This window comes from Singulisphaera acidiphila DSM 18658, from assembly GCF_000242455.2.
GTDB classification, from domain to species: Bacteria; Planctomycetota; Planctomycetia; order Isosphaerales; family Isosphaeraceae; genus Singulisphaera; species Singulisphaera acidiphila.
The window spans coordinates 8965365-8978153 of sequence record NC_019892.1; the positions used below are offsets into that span (position 1 = coordinate 8965365).

9 protein-coding genes are annotated in these 12789 nt (G+C 64.0%); 5 read left to right on the forward strand and 4 right to left on the reverse strand.

What is annotated here, in order from left to right; translation table 11 throughout:
- The first annotated feature begins 11 nt into the window (after positions 1-11).
- The gene (locus SINAC_RS34690; RefSeq protein WP_015250204.1) at positions 12-1205 is read left to right on the forward strand and encodes an NAD(P)/FAD-dependent oxidoreductase; all 1194 of its coding nucleotides are present in this window, start codon (positions 12-14) and stop codon (positions 1203-1205) included.
- Positions 1206-1382: 177 nt separating this feature from the next.
- Here SINAC_RS34690 and SINAC_RS34695 read toward each other — a convergent pair whose 3' ends face one another.
- The 3 genes from SINAC_RS34695 to SINAC_RS34705 form a co-directional block, all read right to left on the reverse strand.
- A complete protein-coding gene (locus tag SINAC_RS34695) occupies positions 1383-4244 on the reverse strand; it encodes a sigma-70 family RNA polymerase sigma factor (RefSeq protein ID WP_015250205.1) in 2862 nt (953 codons plus the stop codon).
- 126 nt (positions 4245-4370) lie between these two features.
- Entirely contained in the window at positions 4371-4802 is a 432-nt protein-coding gene (locus SINAC_RS34700) for an SRPBCC family protein (RefSeq protein WP_015250206.1), read from the reverse strand.
- Between the two features lie 11 nt (positions 4803-4813).
- Positions 4814-5167 (reverse strand): ArsR/SmtB family transcription factor, encoded by a 354-nt coding sequence (locus SINAC_RS34705; RefSeq protein ID WP_020466562.1) that lies wholly within the window; start codon positions 5165-5167, stop codon positions 4814-4816.
- Between the two features lie 747 nt (positions 5168-5914).
- Between SINAC_RS34705 and SINAC_RS34710 the strand changes: the two genes are divergently transcribed.
- A complete protein-coding gene (locus SINAC_RS34710; protein WP_015250208.1) occupies positions 5915-6925 on the forward strand; it encodes a DUF1559 domain-containing protein in 1011 nt (336 codons plus the stop codon).
- A gap of 55 nt (positions 6926-6980) precedes the next feature.
- The gene (locus tag SINAC_RS40365) at positions 6981-7157 is read left to right on the forward strand and encodes a hypothetical protein (protein WP_015250209.1); all 177 of its coding nucleotides are present in this window, start codon (positions 6981-6983) and stop codon (positions 7155-7157) included.
- A gap of 197 nt (positions 7158-7354) precedes the next feature.
- On the opposite strand, the gene SINAC_RS34715 is transcribed toward SINAC_RS40365, so the two are convergent.
- On the reverse strand, positions 7355-9115 hold the full coding sequence (locus SINAC_RS34715) for an FAD-dependent oxidoreductase (protein WP_020466563.1): 1761 nt from the start codon (positions 9113-9115) through the stop codon (positions 7355-7357).
- A gap of 189 nt (positions 9116-9304) precedes the next feature.
- Between SINAC_RS34715 and SINAC_RS34720 the strand changes: the two genes are divergently transcribed.
- Positions 9305-9547: a hypothetical protein gene (locus SINAC_RS34720; protein ID WP_015250211.1), complete on the forward strand. Its 243-nt coding sequence runs from the start codon at positions 9305-9307 to the stop codon at positions 9545-9547.
- 34 nt (positions 9548-9581) lie between these two features.
- The gene (locus SINAC_RS38335) at positions 9582-12677 is read left to right on the forward strand and encodes a cation-translocating P-type ATPase family protein (RefSeq protein WP_015250212.1); all 3096 of its coding nucleotides are present in this window, start codon (positions 9582-9584) and stop codon (positions 12675-12677) included.
- Positions 12678-12789 lie beyond the last annotated feature (112 nt).

Sequence of the window (12789 nt, forward strand, 5' to 3'; positions counted from 1 at the left end):
CCCAAGACTCTATGCCCTTCGACATCTCCCAGCCGTTTGACGTGATCATCGCAGGCGCCGGCCTGGCCGGGGGATCGCTCGCGCTCCGGCTGGCCCGCTCGGGAGCCCGGGTGGCCCTGCTCGACCCCGCGCGGTTCCCTCGCGAGAAGCTTTGCGGGGAGTTCCTCAGCCCCGAAGCCTGGGAGGTGCTCGATCGCCTCGGCCTGACTCGAGATGTCGAACGATCAGGCTATGAACCCATCCATCGCGTCCGACTTACCACGCCGCGTGCTCGGGTGCTCGAGGCGGAGTTCACCGGCCTTGACGGCCTCCCTGGAATCGGCCTGGGCCGATCGGTGCTCGACAATCTGCTCGTCCAACATGCCCGCGCGGCGGGCGTCGAGATCCTCGAAGAAGCCAGAGTGACCGGCCCGGTCGTCCACCAAGGGTGCGTCGTCGGAGTCCAGGCGCGGGGAGCAGGAGGTGGAGGCCCCCCCTTCGAGCTCCGCGCGACCGTAACAGTCGCCGCGGAAGGCCGCCACTCGAGCCTCGTCCGCCAGACCGGGACCACCCGAACTCGAAGCCGATTCCGCCCCCGCCTCTTCGGCATGAAGCGCCACTTGAACGTACCCGGTGCCGCGGCCGAACCTGTCGGCACGGTCGGCCTTCATCTCGTTCCCGGAGGATACGGCGGCACCTGTCGAATCGAAGGCGGGCTGACGAACCTCTGCGCCTTGCTCCCCGAGTCGGCACTCCGCACTCATCGCGGTCAGCTCGACCGCCTGGCCGACAACCTATTCGCGGCCAACCCCGCCCTGACACGCCTCTGGGAAACCTGCCAGCCGACCGGCCCTTGGAAAACCGTCGCAGGAGTCCGCGTCGAGGCCTCAACCCCCCACTTACCCGGCATCTTCTACACGGGCGACTGCCAGGGCACGATCGACCCCCTGGGGGGCCAGGGGATGACGATGGCCCTCCTCGGCGGCGAAACCCTGGCCCCGTTCGTCACCGCCGCCCTGGCCGTCGATGCTTCCCTTGTCTCCCTTCAGCGTGACTATCGCGCGGCCTGGCACCGTCGCTTCGACCGCCGGATCCTGCTCTGCCGCCTCTTTCATCACATCTTGATCAATCCCCGGATGATCGACCTTGCCTCGGCCTTCAAAACGCTCGCCCCCAAACTCCTCGCCGCCGGCTTCGAGCAAACCCGCGATCGGCCCGCACATTGACGTGGACGGCCCTTTTCCCATAACCCAATAACACATTACCGAAAAAATCGTGCAATTATTTTTTTATTAAAAACATAATATTGAAATTAAAAATCGAAACGTTCTCCAATGGCTCCAGCGAGCACCACGGATCCGTCGATAGGTACGGCCGGAAAACCTTCGGATCGGAGTGCCGACTTATTGGCCAGGAGGCTGTTTGAACCGCAGGTCGCCCAGATCCCGGATCTCTCCCGGCCCAAGATTCTCGGCTTCAAACAGTCGGACACGTACACCCGGCGACTGCTCCGTGATCGCACTCGCCCCGTAGGCGAGCCCGGGGACGACGACGAGGCGGAATCGACCTTCGGAATCGACCCTACCTCCTTTCAGAATATCGCCACGAAGAAGGTTGAGTTCGGGTTTATTGAAGCTCCGCAACTCCAGTCTCGTCTTCGGCTCCCCGTCGTCGTCGACGATCCGACCGGTGATCACCCCTTGCGGTTGGAGTTGGACGACGAGAGGACCCGACTCAGTCCCCTTGACTACGACGGAACCTGACAGCCCGCGACCCTCGTGGAAGAAGTAGAGACGACGGGGATGCTTCGAGTCGAGGGCAATCGCCTGGAACTGGTCCGTCTCCAAGGCAGGGTGATTGATGATTTGCACTGGCTTTAAGCCGTGTGCCCAGACCCCTGTAATCGGTTTACCCTCGGGATCGACAATCGTCCCCGAAAGACTCCGGCCAGGGTCGCATTGCATGTCGCACGTCACCGGTTCGGCCCCTGGCTCGAAATCCAGCGAGGCGAAAACATGATAATGACTCGGCGAAACATCATGGGGGAGCGCCGAAACGGAGAGGCCTGAATTCATCCCAGGAATCGCCTCAGCGCCAACGCCGGAAAGGTAACCATCGGAGTAGCCCCGAGCGGCCAGAATCCCAGGCCCAGGCAGGGCGGCGATTTCAAACCGACCCTCTGCGTCGGTATAGGCTCTTGGCTCGTACGCTTTGCCAAAGGCGGGAAAATCTTTGACATGGGGATTGTCGCGCAACGCGAAAGATACGACGCTCGCCACAAGGGGTTTTCCGGTAGCCTTGTCGGTCACCCGACCCCGTACGAGGATTCCTCGCTTGAGCCTGAGGTCAATGATCGCCGATTGCGAACCGAAGGCAGTAGACTTCTCGATGAATTCTGCCGTGGGATAGGGTTGCCCTTGGCCCGGCGTTGCGAAAAGTCGATAGTGATCCGCCTGGCCGAGTCCGACAAGACGGTAACGACCTTGCTCGTCGCTAATCGCATTGACCTCTTTGTAATAGGCGAGGTTGGAAGAATCGAAAGACATACCGTGGATCTCCACGCCTACCAAAGGCGCAGCGGTATCCTGGTCGCGCACGACTCCCGTGACCACTCGACCAGGGGCAGCGATGTAATCGAATCGGCAGCCGTGATAGACAACAGTCTTTGGGGCAATGATGCGCGGGTTCGCCGCGCGAATCGGCGGGGTCTCTTTGGTCATCGCGAAACCGCGGGTAAGCTCGATCGTGGGTCCAAAGATCGTGAACATGACGACCCGCTCCCTCCCGACCCCATCAAGGCGGAAGCGGCCGTCCGGACCTGTGGTCCTGGTCAATTGCAAAGGCATCGAATCGAGGCCGTCGTAAGGACCATTCACACCGTTCTTGAATGTTTCGATCCAAGGAGAGAGATCCCTGCCGGGAGGATCGAAGACGTCCGAGGTCCGGACCAAAGCGCCGGCGATCGGCCGTCCCTCCAGGTCAAGCACTCGGCCTTCGAGTGGGACGTCATCCTCGACCATACGAATGGTGACGTCGTGCACGTTGTCCGACCTGGACCCGGCCTCTGCCCAACCGAGGCCAAACCCAGAAGCGGAGGCGACAACCCGGGAAGCTCGACGGGCAAGTCCCTGGGAAAGCATGTCGATCACGTCCCGTGGCACAGTAAGCGTGAACCGACCATCAGTGCCGCTCTTCGCCGTGGGTTCGCCACCTTCCGCTGGTTTAGCGAGTCCGGTCACGTACTGGTCGATTCGAAGGGACGCCCCGGCAACGGGCTTTCCCGCCGGGTCGACAACCTGGCCGCGAACCTCAACCGTCGCGCCCGGCATGTCCCGCGTTGGCCTAACCGGGGGGGATACGGGAGGAGGTATGACACGCGGCAAGACCTTGTTCACCGGCTCTTGGGCCAGGCCCTTGCCATTCCCCTGGAAACTCGCGGCAAGCAACCCGAATGAAGCCATTGTGACCGCCGCACTCACCGCAACGATCGCGAACCCCTTTGTACGGGAGAACGCCATGGTCCGGAGCATCGCCGAAGCCAACGTCACGGCTGTTCCCGAAACCGCAGGGGCTCCCGCCGCATTGCTCACCACCCGACGAATCCAATGAGCGGGAATCGCCGCGATTGCCCAGCGCGCATCGGCCAGCCCCCCGAGCAGCCCGACGGCCCCGATCAGACCTCGGCGGATCAATCGGCTCCGCAATTTCCCTCGAGCCTTGGCGAGCCGAGAGCGGAGTGTCGGCACCGTCCAGGAAAGTTGCTGTGCGGCCTGCTCATAGGTCAACTCCTGAAGGTAGCAGAGCACGATCGGAGCGCGGAGAACCTCCGGGAGTCGGTCGATCTCCTCGTGCAATACCGAATGCCAATCGCCCCTGCCTTCGGAGCGATCAGAGAGGACGGAGGCTGACGCCTCCGCTTGCCGCCTTCGTTGCCGTTCGACACCCGCGGCGACGGCGATCCGGTACGCGACCCGATGAAGCCATCCCCCCAGCGAGTCGCGGTCCGAGATCGCGTTGGCCTTTCGAGCAAGGACGAGAAACGTGGCCTGGAAGGCGTCTTCGGCGGCGTGCTCGTCCCGCAAGATCGATCGGCAGACGCCGACGACCATCGGTCCGTGGCGAGCCACGACCGCCTCGAAAGCGGCCTCGTCGCGCTCGGCGACGTACCGCGTCAAAAGCTGCTCGTCGGATAAGCCGGCAAGGCTCCCCTCACTGAGGAGCCGATGAATCTGCCGCAGTGTCGTGCCCAGGGCCGCGCTCGCCATTAAGGATCCCCCCACGATTGGATCGACAGACTTGACCCTGAATCAGAGAGAGCCCGAACTGGCTGACAATCCCAACATTCTCGAAAAAAAAGCAGCGGAGCATCCACGAAAGCGACCCGCCAAGCATCAGCCAAACGTCTTGGCCAGGGCGTCGAGGAGCATCCCCCAGCCGGCCTCGGTCCGGCTCACGTATTCCGGCAGCACTCCCTCATGAGTCAGAGTGAGCTGGCACCCACTCCCGAGCGGGAGGATGTCAACAGTGACGCGCGTATTGACCGGCGAATATTTCGGGACGCCAAACGTGAAGACAAGGCGTCGAGGCCGCTCGATCTCAAGGTATTGGCCAACGTGTTCGACGTCCTCGCCCTCGCGACGATCGGTGAAGTTGAAGATGCCGCCGACCCGCGCATCGATCTCGGCCCGCACCATGCGGCCCGTCGCCGTCGCGAACAGCCAACGGCTCGCCTTCTCGGGGTCGAGCCAGGCGTCGAAGACCCGCTCGGGTGAGGCGTCAAAACGATGGGTCACCTGCAAACGGACGGGCGTTGGGCTCGACATCAGCATCATCCTCACTTCTCGGGGTTCGCCGCGTCTTCGGCCTTGAGCAAGGCGTCGAGGGCTCCGAGTCTGGCGGTCCATGCCGCCCGCTGCGCCTCGATCCATGCCGCCGCCTCGTCGAGCGGCTTCGGGTTAATCGACAGGTAATGGTCCCGCCCAGCCCTACGCCGCGTGACAAACCGGGCACGCTCGAGCACCTGGATGTGCTTCGAGACCGCGTTCAGCGACATCGCAAAAGGCCGGGCCAATTCGGTGACGCGGGCCTCCCCCTCCGACAAGCGATGCAGGATCGCCCGCCTCGTCGGGTCAGCCAGCGCAATCAGGATCTGGTCCAGGTCGGAGGTGGTCTCTTTGGCCGTCATCATTCAACCTTTCAGTTGAATGATTTTATCGGGCAAAGCTGGAGAGTCAAGTCGAAGGGTCGCGGGACTGCCAGAGGGGCGGACCGCCGGAAGGAAAGCGTCCCCTCGAAAGCGAACTCCACGCGGTCCGGCCAAAACGCCAGAAATGGCCCAAGGCCGTACGAAGGGTTCGCCCCGAGCAACCCAAGCACTCCCTCTTTTCAAGGGTCCAGGGTCGCCGAAATATCGGCGTGAGGGTTGACATTTTGGTCGGGTTCGCCGCTGTGGTCGCAGGGCGATCGGAAGCGAAGTGACCGCAAAGGGCATGCTCACAATTCATTTAACTCACTTTTTGAATCGATCAAAGGCGAGCAGGATTCCGTCCACGCCTGCAATGCATTAAATTTCCGCATATGCTTATTAAGCACATTTGCTAAATCTGAAAATCCCATAGGTTTATAGGGATCGCCAAAAGGGATCTGATTCAAAAAACTGAGGTAGAAACCGCAATTCGGGCTCTGTTATCTTCGGTGTGACGTTCTGAGGGAGGAGCGTCGGCGGATCTCAAGGAAGCCCCGCACTTTGCCTCGACCATACCGCTCCGGGGTTATCCGTGGCGGTCGTCCGACGGCCTGATACGGTTCATCCCTCCTTCGTCCTGGAACGCTCCATTTCACCTTCACCCAGCGCCCGACCCCGCAACAAAAGCTTGGGTCAATCCTCCGGTTTCTTTATCGATCGGGCCCTTGCGCCCCTGGAGAAGTGAATTCCATGGTCCGTGCACGCAAAGCCTTTACCTTGATCGAGCTGCTCGTCGTCATCGCCATCATCGCCGTGCTGATCGCACTTCTGCTACCGGCCGTGCAGGCGGCCCGTGAGGCAGCCCGGCGATCCCAGTGCATCAACAACCTCAAGCAACTGGGGCTGGCCATGCAGAACTACCACGATGTGATCGGGACGTTCCCCCCCGGCGCACGGTCGGTCAGTTGGGGGACGTGGTACCACTTCACGATGCCCTTCCTCGAGCAATCCGCGCTCGCCAACTCCTTCAATTTCCAAGGAGCGTCTAGCCCCGATACCCTCACCTACAGCAACGTCGCCAACACGACGACGAGCACGATGCGGGTCAGCGTCTTCCAGTGCCCCAGCGATCAGTCAAAGCCCATAAGCTTGAACGTGACCTCGGCCAACTACGCCTGTAACTACGGCAACACGGGCACCGGCTACTTCCAGCTCGACGGCAGCACCACTCCTCCGGACTACAACGGCGTCGTCTTCGGCGGGGCACCGTTCGCCTGGATCGCCGTCGGCGGGGCGGGCAGCCTCTCACGGCCCTCCGCCACCTGCTCGAGCATCGCCAGCATCGTTGACGGAACGAGCAACACCCTGCTGGTGTCAGAGGTGATCCAGGGCCAGGACCAAGGCACCAAGCTCGACCTCCGCGGGTTCGTTCAGTATGGCTCGTCGAGCGGCTTCGCCACCTACCTGGCCCCGAACTCGCCCCAGCCGGACATGCTGAACCAGGCGATCTATTGCGTCTACCCAGGCATGAACAACCCGCCGTGCAAGTTCCGGACCCAGGGCCCGCCGGCCTACCCGGGTGACACCACCCCGGCGGTCAACGCCGACACCTACGCCGCGCGGAGCCGCCACTCGGGCGGGGTGAACTCGGTCTTCGCCGACGGCAGCGTCCACTTCACCAAGAACACGATCAACCTCAGCACCTGGCGCGCTCTGAGCACGACGCGAGGCAGCGAGGTCATCAGCGCTGACTCGCTGTAACCCACCCTACGTACGGCACGAACCGTTCTCAAACACACTGACAGGGAAGATTCCGATGATACGACTGTGCGCTTTCGGCCTCATGCTGGCGGGGTTGGCGTTTGTGTTCAGCGGTTGCAGCGGGGAAGACAGCGGGGCGCCGGCCGGTGGAGTCGCCGCGCCCGGAAGTCCGGCCCTGCCCGGCGCATCGGATGCCGGGATCGATGTGGCGAAAAAGCGACCCGGACGATGATTGCTGCGCGGGCGCCTCGGCGCCCGCGTTTTTCTTTTTGCAGGCGATGATCGAGTCGGTCGACCGCAATTCTTGCGAGGCCGACGTCCCGAGAACAAAGAAAGGGCCGCTGACCCACGTCCCAAGGACGAGGCCAGCGACCCTCTTTTTCTTTTCAGTAACGTCTCGAAATCACAAGAAGAATCGATGCCAAAACCTTAGCGTTCGACGCCCGCTCCGGTGCCGGGATAGGTCTTACCATCGATCGTCCAAACGATCGGCGTCTTGCGACTGACAAGCCCCTGAAGCTCTTCGATCCGATCGAGCTCCTGACGACTAGTCCTGCCATTTAGAGCCATATCTGCGGCGGCGACACCCGCCGCAGTCCCGCTCGACCACTCGATCGGGTGCAGCCGGGTCGCAGCGTTGGCCAGAAAGCTCTGGGCCATCGTCTTGCCGGCGACGAGCAAGTTGCTGAACCGCTCGTTGGTCAGCGAGCGGAACGGAATCAGAAACGGCAGCGTATCGTGCGCGCCGACGACGTAGGCCGGCATCGCACAAGAGGCGAGCGGGTGGACGTCGGACGGATAGGCCCCCAGCGCGATGTGGTCGTAGAACCGCCGGCCGGTCTTGCGCTGCGGCGGTCCGCTGAGATCGCTTCCTTTGAGGAGGAAGCCGTCGAGACCGACGGAACGGCGGGTGTCGCGGACGTAGGGGACCTTGGCCAGGCCGTGGCCGGTGCCCAGGGCATCCCGCTCAAGACTGACCTGGCCGGGGGCGATGCCCTCGGGAGGGTGGTTCTTGAACCAGTCGTGCCAGCCCAACGCCCTGCGCTCCGCAGCGGCGATCACAGCAAGGTCGACACCCCCGCGCCAGTCGGCCCGTTCGGCGTCGGTCTCAGCGCGGGAGCGGAACATGTAGCCGAAGGGGTAGTCGTTGCCTCCCTGCTTCCGGCGCGCCGAGTAGCCCCAGTTCTGGAGGCAGAGGTCGCCCACGGCCGGCGGACCGCCCCCCTTCGCACTCTTGATCCGCCGGTAGGTCCAGACTTGCGCCCAGGCATCGGGACGGCCGGTCTGGTCGTCGAACCCGAACCCGTCGACGCCTGCCGGCCCCGCTGGCTCGTCCACAGGCGCGGGGTTGAGCCGCTCGACAAAGTCGAAGACGGTGGACTGACCGCAACGGTCGTCCCCCTCACGGCCGCCGTCCGTCGCCTCAACCCCCTGCAAGTACGGAGCGCCAGAGAGGACGAGCAGCTCGCCCCACTCGGTCGCGTCGACGAAGACGACGGACCGATCCTTGCCCGACGCAAACCGAATCACCCGCTTATCGAACCGCGCGGAGGGCTCGGGGCTGTACCAGTCGGCGAGGTCTTCCGACAGGAAGCGATCGTAACCGCCCGAGCCGACGCCCGGCTTCGGCGTCCGCTGAATGACCTCGACGGCCGTGACCAGACCTTTTTCGGAGTCGGTCTCGACCCGTTTGACGACGGCGTCGCGATAGACGGTGAGCGTCCCTTTCTTGCGGAGCGCCGCTTCGAGTGGGGTCAAATGTTGCTCGAGAAAGTTCTTGGGCTCGAAGCAATAGTTGGACACCCAGCCGCGCCCCGGGTTGCCCGTGGCGTCGAGCATGGCGCGGAAATTCGGAGTCATGTTCTCGCGACTGCGAGCGATTTTAGCGACGTCGAGCAGGACGGCCCCGGTGGCCTTATCCGTGATCTTGTGCCAGGCCTCATCGATGGCCGGAACGCCGCTCGAAGTGAGCTGACCGCCGACCCAGTCTGTTGGCTCGATCAAGCACGTTCGCGCACCGGACTCCGCCGCCGCAACGGCCGCCGCGAACGCCGCGGTACTGCCCCCCGCGATCACAACGTCGAATTCATTGTTGTTGTCGGCCCCTGCGTCAAAAAAACCTTTGGCCGCCGGGCCGAGCCCCAGCCCCGCGACCGTCGCACACGCTCCCAGAAACTCTCGTCGCCGCATACCATCCATGCCCCCGCCGGCAGGCCGCCGCCTCTCCGCGGGCACGACCCATTTGCCGGAAAGTTCACGATAACACCCGGGAGACAACGCGGTCGAGCCCACGTATCCAGGCTCGAGAAGTCGCCCTCCGAGCCTCATTGCCATTTCCCCAGGATGTGATCGATTGGCTCCACGGAAAAGAATGGGTTGATGTCGGCTGACGCCACTGTTCACTTTCGGGGCACCTGCCTTCTCCGAAAACTCGGCAGCCATCATCTTGAGCTTGCCATCACAACAAAAAATCAAATTAGCATTAATTATCCGATTCGCCGCCAAGGCCTTGCAACCACTCAAGAGTCTGTCGACGATATTCAGTGCCGATCGGAAACCTTCGAAGCCAACGCCACGGTTGGCACGAAGTTCAAGGCCATGTATGTTGTGCTAGGTTTCTGAATCGCGGAAGGTTAGGCGTTGGCGAGAAAACGCGTTGCACCGAGAATATCAGCCCGCACAGATGGCGTTCGGCCACGCGCATCCGGCCGAGCAGAACCACCATCACCACGATCATGACCACGGAGCCGAGCTCCGCTGGCTGGTGGCGACGACCATGCTCGTCGGCCTCTTGCTCGGGACGGACCTCATCCTGGGGGCCTGGGGCATTGAGAACCGCCGGCCGTTCGGGATCTCGTTGTCGCTGCTGGCGGCGATCGTCGGGGGCGGGCGGGTGGTCTACCTCGCGCTGGCCGCCCTCTTCGAGGGACGCATCGGTGCGGATATCGCGCTGGCGGTGGCGTGCGTAGCGGCGGGGCTGCTGGGCGAATACTTCGTAGCGGCCGAGGTGGTCTTTATCGCCCTAGTCGGTGAGTGCCTGGAAGCCTTCACCTTTGAACGGGCCCAGAAAGCGATCCAGAAGCTCCTGGAGTATCGGCCACGCACGGCGCGGGTGATCCGCGACGGCCGGGAAGTCGAGGTGGCGGCCGATTCCCTCGTGGTCGGGGACCGGCTCGTGGTCCGACCGGGCGAGCGGATCGCCGCCGACGGGACGGTCACGGCTGGGCGGTCGGCCGTCGATCAGGCGGTGCTGACGGGCGAAGGGCTGCCGGTCGATAAGGGGGAGGGAGATCCGGTCTTCACCGGTACGGTGAACCAGTTCGGCCGGCTCGAAATTCGCGCGGACAAGGTGGGGGCCGAGACGACCCTGGGGCAGGTGATTCGCCTGATGGGCGAGGCGCAAGCGAAGCAATCCCCCCTGGAACGCACGGCCGACCGCTACGCTCGACGCTTCTTGCCCGCCGTCCTGACCGCGGCAACGGTTGTTTTCCTGTTCACAAACCTCGGGCCGCTCTGGCGTTGGGGACGGCTCGGCGAAACGCCAACCATCGACCTGATGCCGGCCTTGGCCGTGCTGGTCGTGACCTGCCCCTGCGCCCTGGTCTTGGCGACACCAGCGGCCGTCCTCGCGGCGACGGCCCGGCTCGCCCGGCGCGGGGTTCTGGTCAAGGGAGGAGCCGCGCTCGAGCGGCTGGCTCGGGTCGACACGATCGCGTTCGACAAGACCGGCACCTTGACCGAGGGCCGGCCCGAACTCGGCGATCGGATCGTATTGCACCCGTTGTTCGACGCCGACGAATTGCTCTGGCTGGCCGCCGCCGCCGAACGGCCGAGCGAGCATCCGCTGGCCCGCCTGGTCGTGGCCGAGGCCGACAAGCTCGACCTTGATCGGGTGGATCTCGAAGAGTTTCAGGCCCAGCCTGGGGCAGGTGTCGCGGCCCGGCTCGTATCCGACGGTCGCGAGCGCGAGGTCTTGGTGGGCAACTTGCGGCTCTTCCGCGAGCGCGGCGTGCCCATCTCTGCCGAGGCCGAGCAGGCGGTCGATTCGCTCGACCGCTCCGGCCAGACCGCCTTGCTCGTGGCGGTCGACGGTGAAGTGGTCGGGGCGATCGGAGCGCGCGACCGCGTCAGGCGCGAGGCGCACGACGTCATCCACGACCTGAAACACCTTGACCTTCGCGACCTGACGATCCTGACTGGCGACCGCCCCGCCCCTGCCCAGGCCGTGGCCAAGAAGGTCCACGTCAAGCAGGTCGAAGCTGAGCTCACGCCAGCGGCCAAGGCCGAGTGGGTCCAGCGCCGCCAGCACGAAGGACGGGTCGTCGCCATGATCGGCGACGGGATCAACGACGCCCCTGCGCTGGCGATGGCGGACGTCGGCCTCGCGCTCGGCGGCGTCGGCACGGACATCGCCGCCGAGGCGGGCTCGGTGATCCTGATGGGAGACCCCCTGGAGCCGCTCCCCGAAACGATCCGGCTCGCTCGCCAGACGGTGCGGGTAATCCGGCAGAACATCCTCATCTTCGCCTTTGGGGTCAACAGTGTCGCGGTCGCCTTGGCCGGCCTCCGCTTGCTGGGACCGGTCGGCGCAGCGATCTTCCACCAGATCGGCTCACTTCTCGTCTTACTGAATGCACTCCGGCTCCTGGGCTTCGACCGCTGGGGAGAGCTTCGCATCGTCCGCGCAGCCCGCCGGTTCGGGGCGGTCTGCCGGCGCTGTCGACCGTCGGTCGTTTCGGCCTGGATTTGGGGCCACCGCCGGGTCATTGCCAGTGGAGTCGGCGTAGCTCTGGTCGTGGCCTACCTCGGCTCTGGAATCACGGTCATCGGCCCCGATCAGGTGGGTGTGCTCCAGCGCTTCGGGCGTTACCAAGCCCCCCTGCTCCGCCCTGGCCTCTACTTCGGGCTCCCCGCGCCTTGCGAGACGGTCATCAAGGTCGAGCCCAATCTGGTGCGAGTGGCCCGGATCGGACCGGCATCGAAAACGAGCGGACCGGTCGCCTGGAACGCCTCGCACGGCTCGAGACGCGAGGAGTCGGCCTTGTTCTTCACCGGCGACGAGAACCTCGTCGAGCTTGCCGGGGTCGTCGAGTATCGTTACACCGAGGAAGGGGTGGCCGACCTCTTGTTCAACGTTGCCGGAATCGAGGCGAGCGTGACTGCGGCAGCCGAGGGGGTCTTTCGCGAGGTGGTCGGCCGCTCCGAGCTCGAGGCGATCCTGGTCGGGGGCCGTCGCGAGTTCGAGTCGCAGACGGCCCGACAGCTTCAGAACCGGCTGACCGCGGCCGGCTTGAAAGTGGCGATCGACCGGGTCCGGGTGATGGACGCGCACCCGCCTCGCGAGGTTGTACCGGCCTACCGCGACGTCTCGGCGGCCGGCTCGGACGCGGAACGGTTCCGCAACGATGCCGAAGGGTTTGCTTCGGAACAGCATTGGGGGGCCTTGGCCGAGGCACAAGCCTTGCGAGATACGGCGGCCATGAACTCAGGCCGGCTCCGGAGCCGTGCAGAAGGGGAACGTCGTGCCTTCCTCGCCCGCCAGTCCTCGTACGCGAATCAGCCCGACTTGACCGAATTCCGGCTCCTGTGGGACACCCTGGCCACCACCTTCGCCGGCCGCTCCAAGCTGATCCTCGACCCCCGCGCCGGTGGCCGCCGCCAGGTCTGGCTGGCCGACCCCGAACGCCTCGGCCTGGGACAACCCCTTACACCATCACCCCTAAATACAATTGATCGCGAACCTGAAGACTGATTTCAAAACGTGTGCAATTCACAAGATCAACCAAAGCCATAAAAATAACGAGCAGCTCCCCACTCGCCTAGAAAATAACCCCCAAAAGACAAGGGAGTGATCCGCTCCCCTG